The following is a 25,087-nucleotide window of genomic DNA, read 5'->3' on the forward strand; positions in this document are numbered from 1 at the left end:
CCGCAGGGGGCCGATGGAAAAAGGCATACAATGTGTCAGAACTGCGGCAATTCAGCGCAATAACAGGGATATACACCTATAAGACGTAAGGTTTCAGCCCACTGTGGCCGTGTCATAAAAGGTTCACCGCTCAACGGTCTTTCGAGCTTGGCTTAAACTGCATCTGCCCTCTAGACCCCCGCCCATCATTCCTAGGGGATATAGAAATGAAGCGTATTGCCGCCCTTGCCGTTTCGGCCAGCACCCTCGCCCTGCTGGTTGCCGCACCGGCCTTCGCCCAGACATCCGAAGATACCGCCTCGGTCGGCGACATCGTCGTCACCGCCCAGCGCCGCAGCGAGAGCATCCGCGACGTGCCGTTCGCCGTCACGGCCATGAACACAGAAACGCTGGCGGCCGTGAATGCTGGTGGTGCCGATGTGCTGGCCCTGGCCGGCCGCGTGCCCAGCCTGAACGTCGAAAGCTCGAACGGTCGTTACGCGCCGCGCTTCTATATCCGTGGCTTTGGCAATGTCGATTTCGACTTCACCGCCTCGCAGCCGGTTTCGGTCGTGATGGACGAAGTGGTTCTGGAAAGCGTGTACCTGAAGGGTTTCCCGCTGTTCGACGTCAAGCAGATGGAAGTTCTGCGTGGCCCGCAAGGCACCCTGTTCGGCCGCAATACCCCCGCCGGTGTGGTCAAGGTTGATACCACCAAGCCGGGCGACGTGCTCGAAGGCTTCGGTCAGCTTTCTGTCGGTAATTACGGTTCGTACCGCGCCGAGAGCGGCGTGACCCTGCCGCTGTCGGACACTCTGTCGCTGCGCGTTTCGGGCCTGCTTAACCACCGCGATGACTGGGTGAACAACGCTTATGACGCCAGCTTTGCCAACTCTGATGGCAAGGAATTGGGTAATTTCGAAGACCGCGCTGCCCGCGCCCATCTAGCATGGACCCCGACCGAGCGTCTGTCGGTTCTGGGCACCCTGCAAGTGCGCGACTATGCCGGTACCGGCACGCTGAACCGCGCCAATGCCCTGACCAAGGGTTCGAACAAGCTGAACGACAATTACGACCGCGACACCGTCTATTATGATGGCGGCCGTAACAATTTCCAAAAGCAGAACACCCTCTCGCAGTCGCTGCAAGTGGCCTATGACTTTGGCAACATGACCCTGACGGGTGTTGTCGGTGCCTATCAGGGCCAATCCAAGGGTAATGGCGATATCGACGGCGGCGTTACTAATCCTGCTCTCGCGGGGACTGATTTTTACACCCTCTTCCCTGTCGAAAGCGGTACGGATCACTCCGATCTGGCCCAGCACACCTATGAACTGCGTCTGGCCTCGAACGGTGACAACCGCCTGAACTGGCAGGTGGGTGCCTTCTATTTCCAGGACCGTTTCAACCTGGTGTCCAACACCTATGACGGCGTTGGCGGTCTGTATCCGATCAAGCAGACCGACATCATCCAGAAGTCGGACTCTTGGTCGGTCTTTGGTCAGGCCAACTACAAGCTGACCGAAGCCCTGAAAGTCACCGGTGGCCTGCGCTATACCGAAGACAACCGCAATTATCGCGGCAACATCACTGTCGATGTGAAAAACCCGGCCAATGTTCTGCTGCCGACCAGCACTGTGGCCGTGGGCGACGAGCAAGTGTCGTGGGACATCAGCGCGCTCTACGAAGTCAACAGCGACTGGAACGTGTTTGCACGCGTCGCCAACGGCTATCGCGGTCCGTCAATCCAGGGTCGCAGCTTGCCGGTCCTGACCACCGCCGACAGCGAAACCGTCATGTCCTACGAAGCCGGTTTCAAGGCCCGCCTGTGGGATGGCCGCGCCCGTCTGAACGGCACCGCCTACTTCTATGAAGTCGACGATATGCAGTTCACCGCCATCGGTGGCAACGACAACACCAACCGTTTGCTGAACGCCAATCAGGGTGTCGGCAAGGGGATCGAGATCGACGGCGATGTCTATCTGGGTGCAGGCTTCACCTTCGCCGGTGGCTTTGCCTGGAACGACACCGAGATCAAGGATAACGGCCTGAGCGTGCCTCTGTGCACCGGCGGCTGCACCGTCACCGATCCGCTCGTCAATATCGGCGGCACCAACCGTGCCAGCATCAACGGCAACCCGTTCCCGATGGCTCCGGAATATTCGGCCAACTTCGTACTGTCCTATGTGAAGTCCATCGGCAACGATCAGGAACTGTTCGCCGCCACCGACTGGGTCATGCAGAAGAACACCAATATCTTCCTGTATGAATCCAAGGAATTCATGCTGGGCACCCAGTTTGAGGGCGGTCTGCGCGCAGGCTGGCGTCATCTGGGCCGCGATGTGGAAGTGGCCGGTTACGTCCGCAACATCACCGATGAGGACAACATCATCGGTGCGATCGACTTCAACAACCTGACCGTCTTCGTCAATGATCCGCGCATGTACGGTATCGAAGTCTCCAAGCGCTTCTAATATCCACAAACGCTGACACAGCTTTGAGGGCGGTTCCGGCACAGGCCGGAGCCGCCCTCTTGCTATCTGCAGAACATTGATAGTGAATACGCGCTCGATCCGAGGAGGGATGGATGCGCCTATCGGTCTTGCTCAGCACACTGGCTATGATGTTCGCCCTTGCGGTGCTGACACTGCAAACCCCGCGACCACGCCCGATCGATGCCCCTGCCGACCGCTTCTCGGCCAGCCGCGCCATGGTGGATGTGCGCGAGATCGCCAAAGCCCCGCATCCTCTCGGATCCACCGAGCATCTGCGCGTACGGCAATACCTTGCCGGTCGCCTGAGCGAACTGGGCTTTAGCGTCTCCGAACAGACAGGCTCTTTGACCGTCAAGGCTGTTCAGCGCCTGCAAAAAGATGGCGGTGCGCCCGAGGCCGCCGGTTTCCAGGCCGTCAATCTGATCGGCATTCGCAAGGGCAGTCGCGCCGATCTGCCGCCCCTTCTGCTGATGGCGCACTACGATACCAGCGTCCATTCCCCCGGTGCGGCCGATGACAGTGCGGGGGTGGCCGCCATTCTGGAAGCCGCCCGCGCCCTCGAAGCTCGCAAGGACACACAACGCGACCTGATCGTCTTGTTTACCGATGCCGAGGAAATCGGCCTTGAAGGGGCTCGCATCTTCTTCGAGGAGCATCCTGCGGCCTCCAAAATCGGCTTCATCATCAACCTCGAAGCGCGTGGCGGCGGCGGTCGCGCGGCCATGTTCGAGACAGGGCGTGGCGATGGTCCGACCATCAAGGCCTTTGCCCCTCTGGCCCGGTCTGCCGATGGTGGCATCGCCAGCACATCGCTGGCCAGCTTCATGTATGAACGCATGCCTAACGGTACGGATTTCACCGTCCCCCGCGATCAGGGCGCTCAGGGCATCAATATCGCCTTTATCGGCCGTGCACGCCAATACCACACGATGGAATCCACACCGGATAATCTGGATCAGGGTTCGCTCCAGCATATCGGCTCGCAAACCCTGGAAATGACCAGCCGGTTGATGCAGGCGGACACCCTGCCCACCAAGGGCGACAACCGCGCCTATGCCGATGTGTTTGGTCGGGTCCTCATCAGCATGCCTCTGTGGGCGGGATGGGGACTACTGGCCCTGTCGCTGGCCGGTCTGGCCTATAGTGTTTGGCGCGCACGCGTTGTTACCAAGCTCGGCCCCAAACAACTGCTTCAGGGTATGCTGGACGGGGTCTGGTTTATCAGTGCCAGCCTGATCCTGTGTCAGGCCTTACGCCTTCTGGCCGCGCCACTATCGGGCAGTGGCCAGTATTATATCCTGCTGCGTCGTCTGCCATGGATGGAGGCGTCTGCGGCGCTGGCTGTGCTGTCTCTGGCCTTTATCCTGATGTCGGGCGCGCGGGCACAGTATCGTCGCATCCTCGGCTATGGGCTAGCGGGCCTGACCCTCTTGGTCAATCTGGTCGGCGAGAGCAGTCCGCTGATGATGGGTGCAGGTGCTGTGGCCGCCGTCCTGTCCCTGTGGCCCGGTGCCGCCTCGCGCACCTTGTGGGGGGGCTGGATCGGCGGCGTTATTTTAGCCTTTATCCTCGGCCTGATCTTGCAAGCCGTGGCTCCACAGGCAGCACTCATCATGATCTGGCCCGTTGTACTGGCCGTCGCCATCATGTGTATCACGGCCACCTTTTCTCCGGCTCTCAGCGAGATGCGCGGCCTGATTGCACCCGCTGTGGCCACCATTATTGGCGGAGCGTGGTTGCTGGGATATGGGCATCTTGTGTTTCTGGGTATCGGCATCAGCCTGCCCGGAGCGCTGGGCCTAGTCGGGTTTCTGGTGCTCTTGTTCGTGCGCCCGCTGGTACCCGCGCGCGATGACTACTGGATGACCATTCTGGCGGTCATCTTCCTGTTGGTTGCTATGGCCCTTAGCGCAGGGTCGCGTCTGGCCGAGCCTGCGCAGGTGAGCATGCTGACAGAAAAAACCACCCGCTTAAGCTTACAGTAGTATCGTTATGCCACTGGATCGGCATGAAGTTGATCCATGCCCTACAAGACAATAATGATCCCAACTCGCTGGTGTCGCGCTTTCGCCGCGCGCGCAGCAAGCGGATCGTGTCGCTGATCGAAACCGTCCATGCCGAAAAAGGCGAGGTGCGCATCATCGATCTGGGAGGCGAGGCCAGCTACTGGCATCTGTTCGATGTCGATTTCCTGAAGGCATCCGATGTCCATATCACGCTCGTCAATCCGGGCGGTGTGGACGATGTGTGGGACACTGACCTGTTCACCGTGGTCGATGGTGATGCCACCCATCTTCCTCAGTATGGCGACAACAGCTTTGACCTCGTCCATTCCAACTCGGTCATCGAGCATGTGGGCGACTGGGTTCGCATGGAGGCCTTTGCTGAGGAATGCCGCCGTCTGGCCCCGCGCTACTATGTCCAGACGCCCTATTTCTGGTTTCCCGTCGAGCCGCATTTCTCCAGCCTGTTCTTCCACTGGAAGAGCGAACAGAGCCGCGCCCGTGCCCTGATGAAACGCAGCCACGGCTTCTCGCAAAAAGCCTCAGATGTCGGGGCCGCCATGCGCGATGTACAGCATGCCCGCTTGCTCGACAAAAACCAGTTCCGCTTCCTGTATGCCGATGCCATCCATCATGATGAAAAGGTCGGCCCCCTCACCAAATCCCTGATCGCCATTCGCACATAAGGGCTCTGGCGAAGCACGCCTGACAGGTTTATCGCTGGCGCATGTCCCAATCCGTTCTCGTTACAGGTTCCGCCGGTTTCATAGGCTTTCACACCGCGCAGCGCCTGCTGGCACGGGGCGAGACGGTCATCGGTCTAGACGATCTGAACGCCTATTATGATCTGGCGTTGAAACAGGCGCGGCTGGACCAGTTACTGGCCCATCCGAACTATCGCCACCACACGCTGGACCTTGCCGACCGTGAGGGTGTGACCACGCTATTTGCCACTGAAAAGCCCGCGCGTATCGTGCATCTGGGGGCACAGGCCGGTGTCCGTTACAGCCTTGAAGCGCCCGAAACCTATGTGGATTCCAATGTCGTCGGCTTCTTGTCGATATTGGAGGGCGCACGGGCGTCGGGCTGTCAGCATCTGGTCTATGCCTCGACCAGTTCGGCCTATGGGGCCAATGGCAAGCTGCCATTCTCGGTGCATGACGGTGCCAACCACCCGCTGACCCTCTATGCCGCCACCAAGCTGGCCAATGAGGCCATGGCCCATTCCTATGCCCATCTGTTCAACATTCCGACGACGGGGCTTCGTTTCTTTACCGTCTATGGACCGTGGGGCAGGCCGGACATGGCGCTATTCAAATTTACCCGCGCCATCCTCAAGAACGAACCTATCGACGTCTATGGCGAAGGCCGGATGAGCCGCGATTTCACCTATGTGGACGACATCGTCACCGGCATCATCGCCGCGCTGGACCAGCCTGCCCGCATCAATCCCGACTGGGACGCACAACACCCCGATCCGGCCACCAGCGGCGTGGCCCCGTGGCGGATGCTCAATCTCGGAGCCGGACAGCCGGTGCCGCTGATGCGCTATATCGAAGTGCTGGAGGGCAAGCTGGGCCGCAAGGCTGTGATCAACCTCATGCCGATGCAGGACGGCGATGTCGTCAATACCGAGGCCGATGTGTCCGATACCCTCGACGCCATCGGCTATGCCCCCTCGACGCCGGTCGAAGAGGGGGTTGGCCATTTTGTGGACTGGTACTGCAACTTCTACCGCGAGAACTGATCAGCCCCCGTCGGTCCACGCCGTCTTGTAGAGATCAAACCGGCGGTCGCGCAGATTGGTCACCGTACCTTGCGCCCGCGCCCATGACAGGTCGGACAAATCAAGGTCGGCCACCGTCACCGTCTCCACGTTCTCGGTCGCCTCGGCTGCCACACCATCGCGTGCAAACGGGAAATCGCACGGTGTCAGAATACAGGACTGGGCATACTGGATGTCCATATTCTCGACATTGGGCAGGTTACCGACATTGCCCGCCAGCACGACATAGCACTGGTTCTCGATGGCCCTTGCCTGACCGCAATAGCGCACCCGCAGATAGCCCTGACGGTTGTCGGTGCAGAAGGGCACAAACAGGATGCGCGCGCCCTCGTCCACCATGCGGCGGGCCACTTCGGGGAACTCTGAATCATAGCAGATCATCACCCCGATCGGCCCACAGTCGGTAGGGATGGCATGGACACGCTCACCGCCCTTGATATTCCACCAGTGGCGCTCATTGGGTGTCGGGTGGATCTTCTCCTGCTCGTGGACCGAGCCATCGCGCAAGAACACATAGGCGACGTTCTGGATATCTCCGTCCTCAGTGCGGGTCGGGTGCGAACCGCCGATGATGTTGACATTATAGCTGACCGCCAGTTTGCGCATGGCCTCGACAAAGCGCGGCGTATAGCGGGTCAATGCCTCGATGGATTCCGCAGGGGTCAGTTTCCTGTGTTCCAGCGACAGAAGTTGTAGGGTGAACAGTTCAGGGAAGATGACAAAATCGGCGCGATAGTCCGACACCACATCGGTGAAATACTCGATATTGGCCATGAACTCGTCAAAGCTCTCGACCTTGCGCATTTGCAATTGGACAGTGGCCACGCGCACGGTTTCCTTTGTGGCAAAAGCCGCACCCTTGCCGGTGTCCTCAAGGAAGTAGGGATTGCGCCACACCATGTGGGTGGCATGGCCCAATGACTGTTTGTCCGTGGCCAAATAGTTCTTCAGCACCCCCACCGGCTCGAAGCCCGAGCGCATGTGGAAGGCAATGACCGGATCATTGAATTTGCGATCCAGCACCGCCTGAAGATAGGTCGCGGGTTCACGAAGTTCGGCACGACGACGATAGAGGCCCGGCATACGCCCGCCAAAGACGATGCCCTTTAGATTCTGGGCCTCGACCAGATCGCGGCGCGCATCATAAAGACGCTGACCGATACGCAGGCGGCGGCGTGTGGGGTCCACACAGACCTCCATACCATACAGCCATTGGCCGTGCGGATCATGACGCGAGGCATAACCGCCACCGGTAATCTGTTCCCAATTATGGGCGGACATGGCCGCCGCTTCATCGATACGGAAACTGGCCGCATAGCCAACAATCTCGCCATCATATTCAACGACAAACTGGCCATCGGGATAGGTCGCGATCTGGCCGCGCAACATGCCGGGCGTATACGGAATGTCATCCCTGTAGACCCGTGCCACCAGCGCATTAATCCCCGTGACATCGGCCATCCGTGCATTGCGGATCGACAGGACGGCCGGTTTGGCGGGGATTTCAAGGGAATGGACGGTTTCGGGCAGTGTGTGTGCGTCGCTCATACCCTCCACAACGCCTGTCGACGGCAAAGGTGGCACGCCCATCATACGTCATTATCGGACGTAAGTTTTTATTTTGTTCTCTTTCCTCGATGAGAACATATTGCGAACCAGAACAAACCATGTACTGATATCCACATCAAGGGAGCGGGTCCTGGCGGGTCTCTCCCATGGTCCTACGGGAAACCAGCCATGAATCATGGCAAGGGAGAGATCAAACCAATGACACAGGCGGCATTGAAACTAGTGGCTAAGGCAGACTCCGATAAACAACGCGCTCTTGAAGCGGCGATCGCACAGATTGATCGCGCTTTCGGCAAGGGCTCGGTAATGAAACTGGGCAAGGCCGGTCAGGTCAACGAGATCGAAAGCGTCTCGACCGGCTCGCTCGGCCTCGACATGGCTCTGGGTATTGGCGGCCTGCCGGTAGGCCGCGTGATCGAGGTGTTCGGTCCTGAATCCTCGGGTAAAACCACTCTGGCCCTGCACACCGTGGCCGAGGTCCAGAAAAAAGGTGGCGTGGCCGCCTTTGTGGACGCCGAACACGCCCTTGATCCTGTTTATGCGCAAAAGCTGGGCGTCAATCTTGACGACCTGCTCGTCTCGCAACCCGACACCGGCGAACAGGCTCTGGAAATCGTCGACACCCTTGTGCGCTCGGGTGCCGTGGATATCGTGGTTGTCGACTCCGTTGCGGCCCTGACGCCGCGTGCCGAAATCGAAGGCGAGATGGGTGACAGCCTACCGGGCCTACAAGCCCGTCTGATGTCGCAAGCCCTGCGAAAGCTGACCGCCTCGATCAACAAGTCGAAATGTATCGTGCTGTTCATCAACCAGATCCGACACAAGATCGGTGTGATGTACGGTTCGCCCGAAACCACCACGGGCGGCAATGCGTTGAAATTCTACGCCTCGGTACGTCTGGACATCCGCCGCACAGGCGCGATCAAGAACCGCGACGAGGTGGTCGGCAACACCACCCGCGTGAAGGTCGTGAAGAACAAGGTCGCTCCACCGTTCCGCGAGGTCATTTTCGACATCATGTATGGCGAAGGCATCTCCAAGATCGGCGAGATCATCGATCTGGGCGTCAAGGCCAATATCGTCGAGAAGTCCGGCTCTTGGTTCTCGTATGACTCGACCCGTATCGGTCAGGGCCGCGAAAACGCCAAGGAGTTCCTCAAGAACAATCCCGACATGGCCGCAGCCATCGAGAAAGCGGTTCGTGCCTCAACGGCCAAGATTGCCGACGACATGCTGGGCGCACCGGAACCGGATGAAGGCCAAGATCTCGAAGGTTAAGAGCGCAAAGAATCTCCGCCCTCCCCCGGCGACCCGCCTACCGACCCCGTCGGGTGGCAGGATGGAGAAGGCCCACCCGTTTATTCGGGTGGGCCTCTTTTTTTACCCTGATGACACCCTTGGTCTTTTCCTCGCTGCCGGAAAACGGCACGGTCTCTCCGACTTCCCCAAACGAGGACCTTCATGACCGACTTTGCCACTGCCGACCTGTGCGACGCTCACACCAATATTGTGCGCGTGTGCCAGACCGTCTTTCACAGCTATGGCAAGGTCAAAGCCTTTAGCGGCCCGATCCGCACCCTCAGCGTACTGGACGACAATGCCTTAGTGCGCTCCACGCTCGAAGGCCCCGGTCGCGGCTGTGTACTGGTCATCAATGGCGGCACCTCGCTGAAGCGGGCACTGGTCGGTGACAATCTGGCCAAGTTGGCCATCGACAACGGCTGGGCCGGTATTGTCGTCAATGCCGCCATCCGCGACACGGCCGTCATCGACACTATGGATATCGGCATCAAGGCCATTGGCACCTGCCCGCTGCGGGCCGACCGCGAAGCCCTTGGCGAGATCGATATTCCAACCAGTTTTGGCGGCATCATCTTCCGTCCAGATGATTGGTTGTATGCCGACGCTGACGGCGTGATTGTCGCTCCGCACAAGCTGGGGTGACTTTGCACCGCGCGTGCCACGACAAAAACCCGCCATATCGGCCGCAATTGATGCACTGCGGTCTAAAACCCTATATGACGCCCTGATATTTCTTGCGAAGGTCGCCCCCGCGCCTTTGCCCACCCGCTACACCGAAGCCCGATCACATCATGACCAGCCTGAAGCAGATCCGTTCTACCTTCCTCGACTATTTCGGCAATGACGGCCACGAGAAGGTTCACTCGGCACCTCTGGTGCCGCAAAACGACCCGACCCTGCTGTTTGTCAATGCGGGCATGGTGCCGTTCAAGGACTATTTCACCGGTGCGGCCACCCCGCCCTATCCGCGCGCAACCTCGTCGCAGAAATGCGTGCGCGCCGGTGGCAAACACAACGATCTGGACAATGTCGGCTATACCGCACGTCACCACACCTTCTTTGAAATGCTGGGCAACTTCTCGTTCGGCGACTATTTCAAAGACCACGCCATCGAGAGCGCATGGGGCCTGCTAACCAAGGAATTCGGTCTGGACCCGCAAAAGCTGCTGGTCACGGTTTATCACACCGACGACGAAGCCTTTGACATCTGGAAGAAGGTCACGGGCTTCTCGGACGACAAGATTATCCGCATCCCGACCGCCGACAACTTCTGGGCCATGGGCGAGAACGGCCCGTGCGGTCCGTGCACCGAGATCTTCTACGACCACGGCGACCACATCTGGGGCGGCCCTCCGGGTTCGCCTGAAGAAGACGGCGACCGCTTCGTCGAAATCTGGAACAACGTCTTCATGCAGTTCGAAAAAGAGAACGACGAGATCGTTCGCGAACTGCCGAAAAAGTCAGTCGACACCGGCATGGGCCTGGAGCGTATCGCTGCCGTCCTGCAGGGCGTGCACTCCAACTATGAGGTCGATCTGTTCCGTCATCTGATCGCCGCTTCGGAAGATGCCACCTCGACCAAGGCCGAAGGCGACCTTGCTGCCAGCCACCGCGTGATCGCCGACCACCTGCGTTCCTCGTCCTTCCTGATCGCCGATGGCGTGACCCCGTCGAACGAAGGCCGCGGCTACGTCCTGCGCCGTATCATGCGCCGCGCCATGCGCCACGCCCACCTGCTGGGTGCACAAGACCCGCTGATGCACCGTCTGGTTCCGGCACTGGTCACCGAGATGGGCGAAGCCTATCCGGAACTCGGCCGCGCACAGGCCTTCATCGAAGACACCCTGAAGCAGGAAGAGATCCGTTTCCGCACCACGCTGGGTCGCGGCATGGGCCTGCTGGACGAAGCCACCAAGGACCTGTCGGAAGGTGGCATCATCTCGGGCAAGACCGCCTTCACCCTATATGACACCTACGGCTTCCCGCTCGACCTGACCCAGGACGAAGCACGCCGCCGTGGCCTGTCGGTCGACAACGACGGCTTCGAGGCCGAAATGTCCGAGCAGCGCCAGCGCGGCAAGGCCAACTGGAAAGGCTCGGGCCAGACCGCCAATGCGGGCGAATGGCTGGCAATCCGCGACCGTCTGGGGGCCACCCAGTTCACCGGCTATGACAACACCGACGGTGAAGGCACGGTTGTGGCCATCGTCGCCGACGGCGCACAGACCGACACCTTGTCAGCGGGGCAAACCGCCGAAGTTCTGTTCGACGCCACGCCCTTCTATGGCGAGGGCGGCGGCCAGAATGGCGATCAGGGCAAGGCCGAATGGGCCGGCGGCACCGGTCGCGTCATAGACGTGCAAAAACACGCGGGCGGTGACCTGTACGCCCACCAGATCGAAGTCCTGACCGGCGAACTGAAGAATGGCACCAAGGTTCAACTGCACGTCAATGCCGACCAGCGCCTGACCACCCGCGCCAACCACTCGGGTGCGCACCTGTTGCACACGGCACTGAAGAACGTGCTTGGCCCACACATCGCCCAGAAGGGCCAGATGGTGGATCATGAACGTATGCGCTTTGACTTCAGCCACAATGCGCCGGTGACCGAAGAGGAAATCGCCCGCATCGAGGACGAGGTGAATGCGGTCATTCGCCAGAACGTTCCGGCACGCACCGAACTGATGAACCCTGAAGCCGCTATCGAAGCCGGTGCTATCGCCCTGTTCGGCGAGAAGTATGGCGACGAGGTCCGCGTGCTGACGCTCGGTGACTCGCTGACCGAGGCAGGCAAGCCTTATTCGGTCGAACTGTGCGGCGGCACCCACGTGGCCCGCACCGGCGACATCGCCCTGTTCAAGATCGTCTCCGAAGGTGGCGTCGCTGCTGGCGTGCGCCGTATCGAGGCCCTGACCGGCGAAGCTGCCCGCCAGTACCTGCTGGATCAGGCCAACATCGCCCGCAATCTGGCCCAGACCTTCAAGATTCCGACGCAGGACGTTCCGGCTCGCGTCGAAGCCCTGACGGCTGAACGCAAATCGCTCGAAAAGCAGGTTGCCGATCTCAAGAAGCAACTGGCGCTGGGCGGCGGCGGTGCATCAAGCACCCCCGAAGAGATCAATGGCGTAAAGGTCATTGCCCGCGTCCTCGACGGCGTGGACGGCAAGGGTCTGCGTGGCGTGGCCGAAGACTTCAAGAAACAGCTTGGCTCGGGCATCGTCGCTCTGGTCGGCGTGAACGATGGCAAGGCCGCCATCACCGTGACCATTACCCCTGATCTGGTTGGCAAGTATAACTCTGCCGACTTCGCCCGCGACGCGGTGATCGCCATGGGCGGCAAGGGCGCAGGCGGCAAGCCGGACTTTGCGCAAGGCGGTGCCCCTGATGCCTCCAAGGCCGAAGCAGGCCTCGCCGCCATCAAGGCAAAGATCTAAGAAGGCTTACAGCCTCAAAGCAGAAAGCCCGCCTCATCCGAGGCGGGCTTTTTTGTTGCTGACATCTCGCCACGCAGTGGCTCATTGTGTGCGCGAAGGTATCCAGCACACTTTTTAGACCTCCAGCAGCGAGGCTCCACAGGCCAAGCCTTAGGTCTAAAAAGAAGCCCCGCCAGACATCGTCTGGCGGGGCTCTCTCTTAGTCAAAAATGGTGGTTTTACTCACCAATGTTCGGCAAAGCCGCCTTCAGGTTTTCCGAGACCTTGTCCAGGAAGCCTTCGGTGGTCAGCCACGACTGTTGGTCACCGACCAGCAGGGCCAGGTCCTTGGTCATGAAGCCCGACTCGACGGTTTCGACGACGACGCGCTCCAGCGTCTCGGCGAATTCGAGCAGCGCAGCATTGTCATCCAGCTTGGCGCGGTGTTTGAAGCCCGCCGACCATGCGAAGATCGAAGCGATCGAGTTGGTCGAGGTGGCTTCACCCTTCTGGTGCTGACGGTAGTGACGGGTCACGGTGCCGTGGGCGGCTTCGGTTTCCATGACCTTGCCATCCGGCGTCATCAGGACCGAGGTCATCAGGCCCAGCGAGCCGAAGCCCTGAGCCACGATATCCGACTGCACGTCGCCGTCATAGTTCTTACAAGCCCAGACGAAACCACCCGACCATTTGATGGCGGCGGCCACCATGTCGTCGATCAGACGGTGTTCATAGTGCAGGCCACGCGCCTTGAACTCTTCGGCATAATGCTCGTCGAACACTTCCTGGAACAGGTCCTTGAAGCGGCCGTCATAGGCTTTCAGGATGGTGTTCTTGGTCGACAGATAGACCGGATAGTTGCGGGCCAGACCATAGCTGAACGAAGCATGGGCAAAGTCGCGGATCGAGGCGTCGAGGTTGTACATGCCCATGGCCACACCGGCACCCGGCGACTTGTACACTTCGTGCTCGATGACTTCGCCGTCGTCACCGACAAACTTGATCGACAGGGTGCCAGCACCCGGCATCAGGAAGTCGGTGGCCTTGTACTGGTCACCAAAGGCGTGACGGCCAACGACGATCGGCTGGGTCCAGCCCGGCACCAGACGCGGCACGTTCGAGCAGATGATCGGTTCGCGGAAGACAACGCCGCCGAGGATGTTGCGGATGGTGCCGTTCGGCGACTTCCACATCTTCTTCAGGCCGAATTCCTTCACGCGGGCTTCATCCGGCGTAATGGTGGCGCATTTGACGCCAACGCCGTGCTTCTGGATGGCGTGAGCGGCGTCGATGGTGATCTGGTCGTCCGTGGCATCACGGCTTTCCATGCCCAGATCGTAATAATCCAGTTCCAGGTCCAGATACGGGAAGACCAGCTTGTCCTTGATCATCTGCCAGATGATGCGGGTCATTTCGTCGCCGTCGATGTCCACGATGGGATTGGCGACCTTGATCTTGGCCATGCTTGGTCCTCTTAGCGCTAAAAAATACGTTGCAGGCGATATAGCCCCCCATTGCCGCAACGCAAAGCAATCCGGCGCAAGATTTTGTCGTTCTTCGTGCTTGTCCCCGTGAGCAAGTGCCGGTTTAGTCACCTGAGCCATTCAAAGGACCCCCATATGATCCTCATGCGTATGCTGGCCTTCAGTGCCACTGCGGCTGCCCTTCTGGCAGGTTGTAACGAGAACAAAGCGGCCGCGTCCTCTGCGCCTGTCGCCCCAGCCGAGGATGCCGCCACGGCCGCAAAGGCCGTAGTAGCCGAAACAGGAACCGGTTTTACCAGTGAAACCAAGACCTTCCGCGAATGGACTGCGGTCTGCGACAACGTCAACAACTGTACGGCATACGGCCCTGCCGCTGAAAACAGCGGCTTTGTCATGGTCAAGCTGGATGCCGGTCCCGATGCCCGTCCGCGCGTTCATGCGGGCAGTTGGTCGCTGCCATCCGACGCCACACGCATCCTGCTCTACATCGACGGACGCAACTATGCGGGCAAGATGGAGGCTCTCGAAGCCGAAGATCCGGTCCTCACAATCAATAATGCTTCCGACCAATTGCTAGGGGCTCTGGCCAATGGCCGGGCCATGACCCTGTCTGCCGGAGGTGAAACCGCCGCAGTATCCCTGACCGGAGCCGCCGCCGCCTTCCTCTGGATCGACGAGCGCCAAGGTCGAATTGGCACCACCACCGCCCTGATCCGCAAGGGCGACCGCCCGGCCAGCAGCGTTCCTGCCGCTCCGACGGCACCACGCCTGACAACGGCTGCGCCGGTTGCGCAGAACAACCTGCCCAAAAACATGCCGCAGCAGGTATCGGCACTGCCTCAAATCCGTGAGTGCGCCGATGTCAATCAGGGCGGAATGGCCATAAACGAAGAATGGTCCGTCCATCGTCTGGGCGCAAACACCCTGTTGTGGTCGATCCCTTGCGGGGCCGGAGCGTACAATTTCTCGCAAGCCTATGTACTCTCGGCCAATGATGGCGCTGGTGCACGCTCTATCACCTTCCAGTCTTCAGGCCGTCCTCAAGAGATCCTGACCAACAGCAGTTTCGATCCACACACCAATACCATCGGTGCCTTCGGCAAAGGTCGCGGCCTTGGCGACTGTGGCCAGATGGCCGTCTGGGCATGGACGGGTCAGGACTTCGCTCTGAAAGAGGAAGACATGATGAACAACTGCCTCGGTGTCCATTGGGAGTTCTGGCCGTCCACTTGGCGGACCAGAAGCTAACCGACTTCGCGGCCTAACCGCATGCTCATCATGCAATAGCAAACGCCACCTTATCTCCAGCGAGTAGAGGACCGTGAAGATCAATCTTGCCTTAATCGCACTCGTCGCAGGCGGGGGCACAATTGCCTCCACCTCATCAGCAGGTGTTGCAACGCCCCCAGAGCAAGCTTTCAGAAGCGAAACCAAAAAGTTCCGCGACTGGACCGCTATCTGCGACAACATAAACAACTGCGTCGCCTATGCCCCTGCCGAAGGGGACACAGGTTATGTCATGGTCAAGATGGAGGCCGGACCCGAGGCCAAGCCACTGGTTCATGCCGACAGCTATGCCCTGCCCAACGACGGATGGCGCATGCAGTTGACGATCGACGGGCGTAGCTTTGTCGGTGAAGGCGTTCAGGAAGGCGACAAAAGGACGGTCACAACCTTCCCGCAGTCTTCCGACACTCTTATCGCGGCTATCGGCAACTCTACGACCATGACGCTGTCGTCAGCCGATAAAACCACTCCCGTTACCGTCTCGGGGGCTGCGGCGGCTTTGCTCTGGATAGACGAACGACAAGGCCGCACAGGCACCACCACCGCCTTGATCGGTAACGGCGACCGCCCTGCCAGCGCAGTCCCTACGCCCCCCTCAGCGCCCACAGTCGTGCGCGTTCCTGCAATTTCTCAGGAAAACCTGCCACGCACCATGCCCGCATCCGTGCTTGCGAATGAACATCTCAAGCAATGTAATGACCTCAATCGTGAAGCCATAACGGCAAACCAGAACTGGACGGTTTACCGTTTAGGCACTGAAACGCTGTTGTGGTCCATTCCATGTGGCTTCGGCGCTTACAACGCGATGGAGTCGTATTTCACCTCATCGCCTGACGGATCAAACGTTCAGAGCCTCAGCTTGCCGAGCTCCAGAGGCCCGCAAGAGATTTTGGTCAATAGCGAATTCGACAGTCAAACCAACACCCTCAGCGCATTCAGTAAAAGCAGAGGGCCGGGAGACTGTGGCCAGATCGCCAAATGGGTCTGGAACGGAAACAGCTTCGCTATTGTTCAAGAGAATACTATGGAAGACTGCCTGGGCATGCACTCGGATCTCTGGCCGTCCACATGGCGTGCCAGAAGCTAAGACTATCTTCAATCGCCCCTTATTCAGAGCGGCTCATGACAGCGGTCATAAGCCGTACAGCCATGATTTAAAGTTCAGGATTAGCGCATGAAAATTATTTCTGCTCTCACCACGCTGGCACTGGGTCTCGCTCTGGTATCCGTCTTGCCTGCTCCACAGGCCCAAGCTCAAACCCAGTGCCCTGCAGGAGCCACACCCGGCTCTATCGTCTGTGGTCCTGATGCCGCTCCGGGTGGCGGCAGCTATGCTCCTCCGCCCCCTCGCCGAACGCGCCTGCGGTATCAAGGTCTTGCTGCCTTTTCGTATAATCTCGACACCGGTCAGGTCTATTCATTTACGATGCACGGATCGGGATACACTTCACCAAAATGGCGTGCGCTCGAAATCTGCCAGCGTCCCAACTACGACCGTGATTGGAGCATGTCTCCGCCTAGCGAACCGGATGCCAACTGCGAGTCACTGACCGAGTGGGAAAATGCTTGTGCCGCCGTTGCGGTCAGTGAAGTGCAAGGCGTCAGGCGTTATTTCTCGCAGCCCGCTCGAAATGCCCGCGCGGCCCGTACCGCCGCCATGAGCCAGTGTGAGGCCAATGGTGGAAACTGTGTCATGGCGCATGATGCCGTGTGCGTTTCACCGGCCACCCGTTACCGCGAAGATTGAGAGCAACTTCGCGCAGTCTTCCAGCTCTAAGGAATAGGTGATGAAAATCAAAACCATCATGGCTGTTATGGCCGCAGGGATAGGCTTGGCATTCACCTTGACCGCCACGCCATCCAAAGCTCAAACCCAATGCCCCGTTGGCACGGTGGCCGGATCGGCAACCTGCGCGCCGGATAGTCCGCAAGGCGTGGATAACAGCACCAGAGGCTATAGCGAACGTGTTGAGGGGTTAGGGGCCTTTGCCTTCAATACCGACACCGGCGAGGTCTATTCATATGTGCTTCAGGGCCGCAGCATCGACGCCGCCTCATTCAATGCCATGCGTAAATGCGAACAACCCGATCACGAATGGGGCGGGATGAGTATGCGCGCGCCCACAGAACCGGATGCCAATTGTGCGCCGATCACTGCATGGCGCAATGCCTGTTCTGCTGTGGCCAGTGGACAGGTCGGTGGCGCAACCCGCTACTTCTCGACACCCGCGCGCAATGCCCGCTCGGCCCGCGCCGATGCCGTCAGCCAGTGTCAGGCCAACGGCGGCACAGATTGCAGCATTGCCCATGATGCCGTCTGCACGGCTCGCTCCACCCGCTGGAACCGCTACTAGGCCGCTTTGAAACCAGCCCTACAAAAAAGGCCGGAGGATGAACCTCCGGCCTTTTCTTTTAATCGCAGACCTTAGCCGCGCATGCGCTTTTCAAGCACAGCCAGCGGCATGGAGCCCGACAACAGCACCTTGTCGTGGAACTGGCGGATGTCAAAGCCCGGCTTGGCCTCAGCCTCTTCGCGCAGACGCGCAATCACGGTGTGGCCGACCTTGTAAGCACAGGCCTGACCCGGCCAGACCGAATAGCGGTTGATCTCGCTATTGGCGGCATCACGTGGCTTGGCCCCCGAGGCGACCATATATTCCACCGCATCCTCGCGGCTCCAGCGCTTGGCGTGAATACCGGTATCAACCACCAGACGCACGGCGCGGAACAGATAGGACATCAGGAAACCGGCGCGGCCCAGCGGATAGGACGCATAAACGTTCATATCATTGGCGGCGACCTGTTCGGCATAAAGCGCCCAGCCCTCGTTAAAGGCCGAGAAGCCACCGGCGCGACGCCATTGCGGCAGTTCGCCCGCCTCGCGTTGCAGAGCCACCTGCAGGTGGTGGCCCGGCGAAGCCTCGTGATAGGTCAGGGTCGGCAGGGCAAAGCGCGGCCAGTTCCCGCTGTCACGCAGGTTGATGTAGTAAACCCCCGGACGCGAGCCATCCAGCGGCGGCCCTTGGTAATAGCCACCCGGCGCGCCCGACTGGATCGACACCGGCACACGACGTACCTCGACGTGAGTTTTCGGCAGGCGCCCGAAATATTGCGGCAGATGCGGCTCCAGTTCCTTGATCTGGTCGTTCAGCCACTTCAGCAGTTCTTCCTTGCCCTCGTCGGTATTGGCGAACAGCTGTGCGGGATCGGTGTTCAGACCGTGAACGCGCTCGCCCACCGTGCCCTGCGTAAAGCCTTGCGACTTCAGCACCTGATCCAGTTCGGCGCTGATCGCGGCCACCTGTTCCACACCCATGCGGTGGATTTCATCCGCCGTCATGGTGGTGGTGGTGTTGGAGCGCAGACCATTGGCATAGAAGGCTTCGCCATCGGGCAAGCGCCAGACACCCGCATCATGAACCGCTGCCGGTCGCAAAGCTTCCAGAGTCTGTATCTGTCGATCCAGAGCAGGTTTGACCTTGCGCTCCAGTAGCGCCTTGGCCCGATCGGCATATCCCGACAGACCCAAGGCCGCTTCCTTGCGGGCTACGGTCTTGATCATGGACCAGTCGTCGCCCGGCATATCACGCAAGGTACGGATTTGCGGCAGGGCACGATCAATAATGAAGTCTGGAGCGATGATACCCTTGGCAGCATCGGCCCTCGTGATTTGGGTCTCGCCATCCAGACTGTCGGCAAACGCTTCCAGACGGGCAATGAAGCCGTCGGCACCATCCTTGTCATCCAGACGGTGCTGGTTCTCTAAGAAGTCCGGCGTCGAATAATAGGCACCCGACAACTGCGTCACAGCATAGGGCGAGCGGCCACTGCCATAATCGAAGCCTGCGCTCAGGGCCGAGGTTTCCCGACCAAAGGCGGCGATGGCATAGTTCAGCGCACCGGCTTCCGACAGCCCTGTCTGGTCAAAGGTGCGGATGGCTTGCCAGCGGCTCAGAGCCTTGGCGCGATCATCCTCACGAGCCTTCAGGCTGACTTCGCTGAGTTTGTGCGACAGGTGGGCGCGGTTGCCCTTGTCTAGCCCCAGACCGGTCGCCCGTTCAGGGGTTTCATCTATATCAGCCTCGAACCAGCCATTCAGCAAGGCATTCAGGCGCTCATCCGCATCGGTCCATGCCGCAGCGGCCTGCGCCAATGATGGAGCCGCTGCAGCTACAGCTGCAGCCCCCATCAATACGCGACGACGATCAATCATTCAAAACTCCCCCTTCCATACATGAAGAGGGCCATGCCCAGCATGTCCCTCTTCGTTCAAAAACTACTGCAAGTCCGGACGGTTTTCGTCAAATCGTCCGGTGAGGTTTTTCGCTCACGACTGCGGCGTCCAAGCTCGCATCTCGCGTTCCAGAACCGTCAGCGGTACACCGCCAAGGTCCAGCCCGCGATCATGGAAGCCCTTGATGTCAAAGCGCGATCCCAGACGGGCCTTGGCCTCTTCGCGCAGGCGTACCCACGTCGTGTGGCCGACCTTGTAGCTGGACGCCTGACCCGGCCAGACGCAGTAACGCTCGACCTCCGTGGCGATGCTGGATTCCTGATCGCCCAACGTATCGACCATGTAGCGGATGCCCTGTTCACGGCTCCAACGCTTGTGGTGCAGACCGGAATCCACCACCAGACGCGCGGCACGGAACATCAGTGATTGAAGATAACCAATCTGGCCAAACGGGTCGTTTTCATAGACCCCGATCTCGTCCGCCAGCTGCTCGGCATACAGGCCCCAGCCCTCCGAATAGGCCGAGAAGCCCATGACCTTCATCAGCAGTGGCGTGTCCGGCTTCTCCATCTGCAGGGCGATCTGGAAGTGATGCCCCGGAACCGCCTCGTGATAGGTCAGGGTCGGCAGGGTCCATTTGGGCCATTCGGCCGTATCACGCAGATTGATGTAGTAAGCCCCCGGACGCGAGCCATCCAGAGCAGGCGGCTGATAATACCCGCCTGGCGCTCCGGCCTCAATGGCCTTGGGCACGCGCTTGATGTCACAGGGCGACTTGGGCAGACGGCCGAAATATTCGGGCATACGGGCCATGATGGCGACCATCTGGGTGTTTAGTTCCTGGATCAGTTCGTCCTTGGCTTCATCCGTATTCGGATAGACGAAGCGCGGATCCTTGCCCAAGGCCGCGATACGCTCGCCCACCGAGCCTTGCGTCATGCCCTGTGCCTTCAGAAGGGCGTCGGCGCGGGCCGAGATTTCCGCCACCTGATCCAGCCCCATCTGGTGCACCTCGTCCGGTGTCATCGAAGAGGTGGTGAAGTATTTCAAGCCAAAGCGGTAATAGTCCTCGCCTCTTGGCAGACGCCAGACGCCACCGTCATGGGTGGCACCGGCACGTACGGACTGCAGAGCATCGGCCTGACGCTGGATGGCCGGATAGACGTCCGCCGTTAGGATGGCCTGAGCGCGTGCGGCCCAGTCACCAGCGATATTCTTCTCGGCGGTGCGACGCGCCAGAGACTGGCTCATGACCGAGTCGGCCGGAGCCGTTCCGGTAATGGCCGCCATCTGGGTCAGCGTGCGGTCGATGACAAAGTCAGGCGGCACGGCACCGGCGGCGAAGTCGGCCAGCATGCGCTCGCGTTCGGCGTCCAGTCCCTTGGCAAAGTCCGACAGGCGCGACAGATAGGCGTCGGCGTCATCTGCCGCCTCGATGCGGTGCTGGCTGTCGAGGAAGTCGGGAATCTGCTGATAGGACCCGCCCAGTTGGCTGACCGTATAGGGCGAGGGGAACATGCCGCCGCCATAGGGGAAGTCATAGCCCTCCATCACCGTATCGCCGAAGAATTCCAGCGAGTCGTAATAGGTCTGCTCGGTCGCTGGCAGCTGGGCCTTATCGATGGCTTTTACCGCATTCATACCCTCGATGAACTTGGCCTTGTCGGCGTCGATCTTGACCTGCGAACGGTCGCTCAGCTTGAAGCGGGCCGTGGCCATCGGTCCCCGGTCCATGCCCAACATGGTCAGGGTCTCGGGATCGGACAGGATCATTTCCTGCGCGATCTTGTCCAGCAAAGCGTGGAAGGCCGCGGTGGCGGTTCCACTCCCCGCTTGTGCCAATACACGAGCCGCCGGTAGCGCCGTCAGCGCAGCACCAGCAGCAAAACTCTGAAGAAGACGACGACGATCCATCCGCAAACCCTCCCTGAAAAACACAGTTAGGCGACAGTATGGAGAAAGGCCCCGCACGCAAGACGCACGGGGCCTTTCAAAAAATTAAGTTTACGTCACCCGAAGGGAAGTCAGGCCGGAAGGTGGGCCTTGATGCAGTCGCGGATTCCGCGCTTCAGATCACCCGATGCTGCCGGTTCATAATGGCCCTCGGCCTGAAGCACCGCACGCACGGCTGCATCCAGCCCCTTGGGCAGAGCCTCGACAACCTTCACCTGCCCCTTTTCATGCAGGCAGTAGCCCAGCTCGGTGCAGAGGGCGGAAAACATCGGTTCATAGGGGGCCAGATCGGTCATACGCCCCCTGTAACATTACCCGCTCCGTTGCGACAGCCCGACCTTAGACCTTCAGCCGTGCGGCGTGGAAAGCCACATGATCGGCGATGAAGCTGGTCATGAAGAAGTAGGAGTGGTCATAGGCAGGTTGCATCCGCACGGTGATTTTCTGACCCGCCTTGTCGGCAGCGGCCAAAAGAAGTTCCGGCTTCAACTGGTTTTCAAGGAAGCTGTCGGCATCGCCCTGATCGACCAGAATGTCGTCATAATGGCCCTTGGCCGTGCCTGCCTCGATCAGCAGGGCCGCATCGTGCTTGGCCCATTCGGCGCGGTCATCGCCAAGATAGGCCCCGAAGGCCTTCTCGCCCCACGGACAGCGCGTCGGGGACGAGATCGGCGCAAAGGCTGATACCGACGTGAACAGGCGCGGATATTTCAGCGCCAGTGTCAGCGCCCCGTGACCGCCCATCGAGTGGCCGGAAATACCGCGCACACCATTGGCCGGAAACTGGCTTTCTACTTTTTCAATCAGTTCGCCGGTGACATAGGATTCCATTTTGAAATGGGGTGCCCACGGGCTTTGCGTGGCATCGATATAGAAGCCCGCACCCTGCCCCAAATCATAGGCCTCGTCATCGGCCACGCCTTCGCCGCGCGGCGATGTATCGGGGGCGACGATGATCATACCATGCTCGGCCGCGGCCTGATATGCGCCCGCCTTTGTGGTGAAATTGTCCTCGGTGCAGGTCAGACCCGACAACCAGTACAGCACCGGAAACGGGCCTGCCCCCGCAGGCACGAACACCGACAGGGTCATGGGGGTGCCGGTGGTTTCGCTGTCATGTTTCAGATAGCGCAGCGTGCCGCCATGCACGGCGTGGGTTTTGACAACTTCCATCACTGAACCGTTTCCTTTGGTGCGTTTTGACCGGCCGTGTCTTGTGGCCAGACCTTGTCCATCAGGGCGTCATCCAGAAGACCGCCATGTTTAGAGAAATGCGAATACCAGTCACGCGGAATGGGGGGGCCGGAACTGACTGGCGCGGTGCCACCACCAAAGGCGTGGAACTGGATGCCGACCAAAACCGTACCCTCGTTGACCGGCGGTGCAGGCACAGCTTCGGCAGCGGCAATCATGGCATCGGCTACCGGTTGCGCCATCGGCGGTTCACCCGTCACAATCCACGCCTTGGACTGCCCATCGGGACGCAGACCGATGAGCAACATGCCCGACGTGCCCTTTTGGCCCGATTGCGCCTCAACCACCGCCTTGGCCGCCGCCTCTACGGATTTCATATAGGGCGACATGTCTTCGATCTTGATGCGGGCCTTCATGACCTGATCGGGCATGTAGAGCACCACACCCTCGTTCAGCCAGATGGTATCTGCGGCCTCGGACGGCGGAGTCGCCGGCTGGTTCTGCTGTCGCCCGCACGCCCCCAGCGCCAGAACAGATACAGCCACCAAAAGCAGCGAACAACGACGAAACAGGGATGAAGCCACGAAACTCAGCCTTCAAAAGTGATGGGGGACGGATAAGCCTAGCACAGTCCGGCAGACCTTGCGGGGCCCTGCGGTTCTATGTCCTTCAAACCCGTCCCGAAACCGCATCAGCCCTCGCGGAAAACCGCACAAATCTTGTTGCCCGACGGATCGCGCAAATAGGCCAGATGCAGGACACCGAACGGCGTGGTGCGCGGACCGGCCGGATCTTCGATCGCCGTGCCACCTGCAGCAACGCCGGCCTCTGCAAAGGCCACCACCGCTTCCGGCGTCGGGGCCGCAAAGCCGACAGTGCCGCCATTGGCGCAAGTGGCTGTCTGGCCATCGCGCGGCGTGACAATGCCCAGCATACCGCGCGGGGTCATGTACCAGACACCCGGCAGCGGCACTTCACTGGGATTGCCCGGTTGATGGCCCAAGGCCCCCAGCGCAGCGTCGTAGAATTTACGCGACGCCTCGACGTCGTTGGCACCCAGTGTGATGTGCGAGAACATGGCAGTCTTCCCTCATTGTTGTTGAGGGAAGACTAGCCACGGTCAGTTGCTTTTGACAACCAGCCTTAGAATACGATCACCGAACGGATCGACTTGCCTTCGTGCATCAGGTCGAACGCCTTGTTGATGTCTTCCAGACCGAAGGTGTGGGTGATCATCGGATCGATCTCGATCTTGCCGTCCATGTACCAGTCAACGATCTTCGGCGTGTCGGTACGGCCGCGCGCACCGCCAAAGGCCGAGCCCTTCCAGACGCGGCCCGTGACCAGTTGGAACGGACGGGTGGCGATTTCCTTACCGGCTTCGGCCACGCCGATGATGATGCTTTCGCCCCAGCCGCGATGGCAGGATTCCAGCGCCTGACGCATGACCTCGGTATTGCCGGTGCAGTCGAACGTATAGTCCGCACCACCGTCGGTCAGACGCACGACCTCGGCCACGACATCGGACACAGTCTTCGGATTGATGAAGTCCGTCATGCCAAAGCGGCGGCCCCATTCTTCCTTGTCAGGGTTCAGGTCCACGCCGATGATCTTGTCGGCACCGACCATTTTCAGACCCTGAATGACGTTCAGGCCGATACCACCCAGACCAAACACCACGCAGTTCGAACCCGGCGTCACCTTGGCCGTGTTGGTCACGGCACCGACACCCGTGGTTACGCCGCAACCGACATAGCAGGCCTTGTCGAACGGGGCGTCCTTACGGATTTTCGCCAGCGCGATTTCCGGCAGCACCGTATAGTTCGAGAAGGTCGAGCAGCCCATATAGTGGTGAATGGTCTGGCCCTTATAGGAGAAGCGCGAGGTGCCATCCGGCATCATGCCCTTGCCCTGTGTTGCGCGGATCGAGGTGCACAGATTGGTCTTGCGCGACAGGCACGACTTACACTGGCGGCATTCCGGCGTGTAGAGCGGGATGACGTGATCGTCGACCTCAACGCTGGTCACGCCCGGGCCAACCTCGACCACCACGCCTGCGCCTTCGTGGCCGAGGATCGACGGGAACAGGCCCTCGGAGTCCAGACCATCCAGCGTATAGGCGTCGGTATGGCAAACCCCCGTCGCCTTGATCTCGACGAGGACTTCGCCCCAGCGCGGACCTTCCAGATCGACTTCGACGATCTCCAGCGGCTTCTTGGCTTCAAACGCAACGGCGGCAAGAGTTTTCATAATTGTTTGTGTCCTTTCAGGACGCCCTATGCTCGGCCCGCGGGGCCTCGCGACTTGAGGGCAAAATCCTAAGATGATCAGGCGTTGGTGTTGTTTTACGCTGCGTTTGGGTTCGCGCCTACTGCGACAACCGCAAAA

General features: G+C 60.0%; 20 protein-coding genes. 11 read left to right on the forward strand and 9 right to left on the reverse strand.

Going from position 1 to position 25,087, the window contains the following annotated elements:
• Positions 1 to 206: 206 nt before the first annotated feature.
• The 4 genes from WEU32_RS13710 to WEU32_RS13725 all read left to right on the forward strand — a co-directional run bounded on the left by WEU32_RS13710 (position 207) and on the right by WEU32_RS13725 (position 6,224).
• On the forward strand, positions 207 to 2,453 hold the full coding sequence (locus WEU32_RS13710; protein ID WP_406852278.1) for a TonB-dependent receptor: 2,247 nt from the start codon (positions 207 to 209) through the stop codon (positions 2,451 to 2,453).
• A gap of 113 nt (positions 2,454 to 2,566) precedes the next feature.
• Complete coding sequence (locus tag WEU32_RS13715; RefSeq protein ID WP_406852279.1) at positions 2,567 to 4,459, forward strand: M20/M25/M40 family metallo-hydrolase; 1,893 nt, start codon at positions 2,567 to 2,569, stop codon at positions 4,457 to 4,459.
• 23 nt (positions 4,460 to 4,482) lie between these two features.
• Positions 4,483 to 5,163 carry a methyltransferase domain-containing protein gene (locus WEU32_RS13720; protein ID WP_406852280.1) on the forward strand — a complete coding sequence of 227 codons (681 nt, stop codon included), beginning with the start codon at positions 4,483 to 4,485 and terminating at the stop codon, positions 5,161 to 5,163.
• A gap of 41 nt (positions 5,164 to 5,204) precedes the next feature.
• Positions 5,205 to 6,224 (forward strand): NAD-dependent epimerase, encoded by a 1,020-nt coding sequence (locus WEU32_RS13725; RefSeq protein WP_406852281.1) that lies wholly within the window; start codon positions 5,205 to 5,207, stop codon positions 6,222 to 6,224.
• Here WEU32_RS13725 and WEU32_RS13730 read toward each other — a convergent pair whose 3' ends face one another.
• On the reverse strand, positions 6,225 to 7,811 hold the full coding sequence (locus tag WEU32_RS13730) for a GNAT family N-acetyltransferase (RefSeq protein ID WP_406852282.1): 1,587 nt from the start codon (positions 7,809 to 7,811) through the stop codon (positions 6,225 to 6,227).
• Between the two features lie 219 nt (positions 7,812 to 8,030).
• On the opposite strand from WEU32_RS13730, the gene recA reads away from it, so the two are divergent.
• The 3 genes from recA (at position 8,031) to alaS (ending at position 12,568) form a co-directional block, all read left to right on the forward strand.
• A complete protein-coding gene (gene recA, locus WEU32_RS13735; RefSeq protein WP_406853460.1) occupies positions 8,031 to 9,110 on the forward strand; it encodes a recombinase RecA in 1,080 nt (359 codons plus the stop codon).
• Between the two features lie 183 nt (positions 9,111 to 9,293).
• Positions 9,294 to 9,776 carry a ribonuclease E activity regulator RraA gene (rraA, locus tag WEU32_RS13740; protein WP_406852284.1) on the forward strand — a complete coding sequence of 161 codons (483 nt, stop codon included), beginning with the start codon at positions 9,294 to 9,296 and terminating at the stop codon, positions 9,774 to 9,776.
• 149 nt (positions 9,777 to 9,925) lie between these two features.
• Complete coding sequence (gene alaS, locus WEU32_RS13745) at positions 9,926 to 12,568, forward strand: alanine--tRNA ligase (protein WP_406852285.1); 2,643 nt, start codon at positions 9,926 to 9,928, stop codon at positions 12,566 to 12,568.
• A gap of 218 nt (positions 12,569 to 12,786) precedes the next feature.
• Here alaS and WEU32_RS13750 read toward each other — a convergent pair whose 3' ends face one another.
• Positions 12,787 to 14,010 (reverse strand): NADP-dependent isocitrate dehydrogenase, encoded by a 1,224-nt coding sequence (locus tag WEU32_RS13750; RefSeq protein ID WP_312139149.1) that lies wholly within the window; start codon positions 14,008 to 14,010, stop codon positions 12,787 to 12,789.
• A 156-nt stretch (positions 14,011 to 14,166) separates the two neighbouring features.
• On the opposite strand from WEU32_RS13750, the gene WEU32_RS13755 reads away from it, so the two are divergent.
• From WEU32_RS13755 to WEU32_RS13770, 4 genes are all read left to right on the forward strand, one after another.
• A complete protein-coding gene (locus tag WEU32_RS13755) occupies positions 14,167 to 15,279 on the forward strand; it encodes a DUF1176 domain-containing protein (protein WP_406852286.1) in 1,113 nt (370 codons plus the stop codon).
• 73 nt (positions 15,280 to 15,352) lie between these two features.
• Positions 15,353 to 16,405, forward strand: a complete 1,053-nt coding sequence (locus WEU32_RS13760) for a DUF1176 domain-containing protein (RefSeq protein ID WP_406852287.1) — start codon at positions 15,353 to 15,355, stop codon at positions 16,403 to 16,405.
• Positions 16,406 to 16,492: 87 nt separating this feature from the next.
• On the forward strand, positions 16,493 to 17,065 hold the full coding sequence (locus WEU32_RS13765; RefSeq protein WP_406852288.1) for a DUF4189 domain-containing protein: 573 nt from the start codon (positions 16,493 to 16,495) through the stop codon (positions 17,063 to 17,065).
• Positions 17,066 to 17,105: 40 nt separating this feature from the next.
• Positions 17,106 to 17,672 (forward strand): DUF4189 domain-containing protein, encoded by a 567-nt coding sequence (locus WEU32_RS13770; protein WP_406852289.1) that lies wholly within the window; start codon positions 17,106 to 17,108, stop codon positions 17,670 to 17,672.
• Between the two features lie 71 nt (positions 17,673 to 17,743).
• Here the strand turns inward: WEU32_RS13770 and WEU32_RS13775 are convergent, their stop codons facing one another.
• The 7 genes from WEU32_RS13775 to WEU32_RS13805 form a co-directional block, all read right to left on the reverse strand.
• Entirely contained in the window at positions 17,744 to 19,531 is a 1,788-nt protein-coding gene (locus tag WEU32_RS13775) for a DUF885 domain-containing protein (protein WP_406852290.1), read from the reverse strand.
• A gap of 114 nt (positions 19,532 to 19,645) precedes the next feature.
• Positions 19,646 to 21,466 (reverse strand): DUF885 domain-containing protein, encoded by a 1,821-nt coding sequence (locus tag WEU32_RS13780; RefSeq protein ID WP_406852291.1) that lies wholly within the window; start codon positions 21,464 to 21,466, stop codon positions 19,646 to 19,648.
• A gap of 110 nt (positions 21,467 to 21,576) precedes the next feature.
• Complete coding sequence (locus WEU32_RS13785) at positions 21,577 to 21,801, reverse strand: hypothetical protein (protein ID WP_312139162.1); 225 nt, start codon at positions 21,799 to 21,801, stop codon at positions 21,577 to 21,579.
• A gap of 43 nt (positions 21,802 to 21,844) precedes the next feature.
• Positions 21,845 to 22,678, reverse strand: a complete 834-nt coding sequence (gene fghA / locus WEU32_RS13790) for an S-formylglutathione hydrolase (protein ID WP_312814171.1) — start codon at positions 22,676 to 22,678, stop codon at positions 21,845 to 21,847.
• Positions 22,678 to 23,283 (reverse strand): hypothetical protein, encoded by a 606-nt coding sequence (locus tag WEU32_RS13795; RefSeq protein ID WP_406852292.1) that lies wholly within the window; start codon positions 23,281 to 23,283, stop codon positions 22,678 to 22,680. Before WEU32_RS13795 ends, fghA begins: the two co-directional genes overlap by 1 nt.
• A 107-nt stretch (positions 23,284 to 23,390) precedes the next feature.
• A complete protein-coding gene (locus WEU32_RS13800; protein ID WP_406852293.1) occupies positions 23,391 to 23,777 on the reverse strand; it encodes a VOC family protein in 387 nt (128 codons plus the stop codon).
• A gap of 65 nt (positions 23,778 to 23,842) precedes the next feature.
• Positions 23,843 to 24,949, reverse strand: a complete 1,107-nt coding sequence (locus tag WEU32_RS13805) for an S-(hydroxymethyl)glutathione dehydrogenase/class III alcohol dehydrogenase (protein ID WP_406852294.1) — start codon at positions 24,947 to 24,949, stop codon at positions 23,843 to 23,845.
• Between the last annotated feature and the right edge of the window lie 138 nt (positions 24,950 to 25,087).

This window comes from Brevundimonas sp. BH3, assembly GCF_045345115.1.
GTDB lineage: Bacteria > Pseudomonadota > Alphaproteobacteria > Caulobacterales > Caulobacteraceae > Brevundimonas.

Bases quoted from the DNA above. Each gene is read 5' to 3' on its own strand.
- WEU32_RS13710 (WP_406852278.1), top strand. From the start codon at position 207: ATGAAGCGTATTGCCGCCCTTGCCGTTTCGGCCAGCACCCTCGCCCTG.
- WEU32_RS13715 (WP_406852279.1), top strand. From the start codon at position 2,567: ATGCGCCTATCGGTCTTGCTCAGCACACTGGCTATGATGTTCGCCCTT.
- WEU32_RS13720 (WP_406852280.1), top strand. From the start codon at position 4,483: ATGAAGTTGATCCATGCCCTACAAGACAATAATGATCCCAACTCGCTG.
- WEU32_RS13725 (WP_406852281.1), top strand. From the start codon at position 5,205: ATGTCCCAATCCGTTCTCGTTACAGGTTCCGCCGGTTTCATAGGCTTT.
- WEU32_RS13730 (WP_406852282.1), bottom strand. From the start codon at position 7,811: ATGAGCGACGCACACACACTGCCCGAAACCGTCCATTCCCTTGAAATC.
- recA (WP_406853460.1), top strand. From the start codon at position 8,031: ATGACACAGGCGGCATTGAAACTAGTGGCTAAGGCAGACTCCGATAAA.
- rraA (WP_406852284.1), top strand. From the start codon at position 9,294: ATGACCGACTTTGCCACTGCCGACCTGTGCGACGCTCACACCAATATT.
- alaS (WP_406852285.1), top strand. From the start codon at position 9,926: ATGACCAGCCTGAAGCAGATCCGTTCTACCTTCCTCGACTATTTCGGC.
- WEU32_RS13750 (WP_312139149.1), bottom strand. From the start codon at position 14,010: ATGGCCAAGATCAAGGTCGCCAATCCCATCGTGGACATCGACGGCGAC.
- WEU32_RS13755 (WP_406852286.1), top strand. From the start codon at position 14,167: ATGATCCTCATGCGTATGCTGGCCTTCAGTGCCACTGCGGCTGCCCTT.
- WEU32_RS13765 (WP_406852288.1), top strand. From the start codon at position 16,493: ATGAAAATTATTTCTGCTCTCACCACGCTGGCACTGGGTCTCGCTCTG.
- WEU32_RS13770 (WP_406852289.1), top strand. From the start codon at position 17,106: ATGAAAATCAAAACCATCATGGCTGTTATGGCCGCAGGGATAGGCTTG.
- WEU32_RS13775 (WP_406852290.1), bottom strand. From the start codon at position 19,531: ATGATTGATCGTCGTCGCGTATTGATGGGGGCTGCAGCTGTAGCTGCA.
- WEU32_RS13780 (WP_406852291.1), bottom strand. From the start codon at position 21,466: ATGGATCGTCGTCGTCTTCTTCAGAGTTTTGCTGCTGGTGCTGCGCTG.
- WEU32_RS13785 (WP_312139162.1), bottom strand. From the start codon at position 21,801: ATGACCGATCTGGCCCCCTATGAACCGATGTTTTCCGCCCTCTGCACC.
- fghA (WP_312814171.1), bottom strand. From the start codon at position 22,678: ATGGAAGTTGTCAAAACCCACGCCGTGCATGGCGGCACGCTGCGCTAT.
- WEU32_RS13800 (WP_406852293.1), bottom strand. From the start codon at position 23,777: ATGTTCTCGCACATCACACTGGGTGCCAACGACGTCGAGGCGTCGCGT.
- WEU32_RS13805 (WP_406852294.1), bottom strand. From the start codon at position 24,949: ATGAAAACTCTTGCCGCCGTTGCGTTTGAAGCCAAGAAGCCGCTGGAG.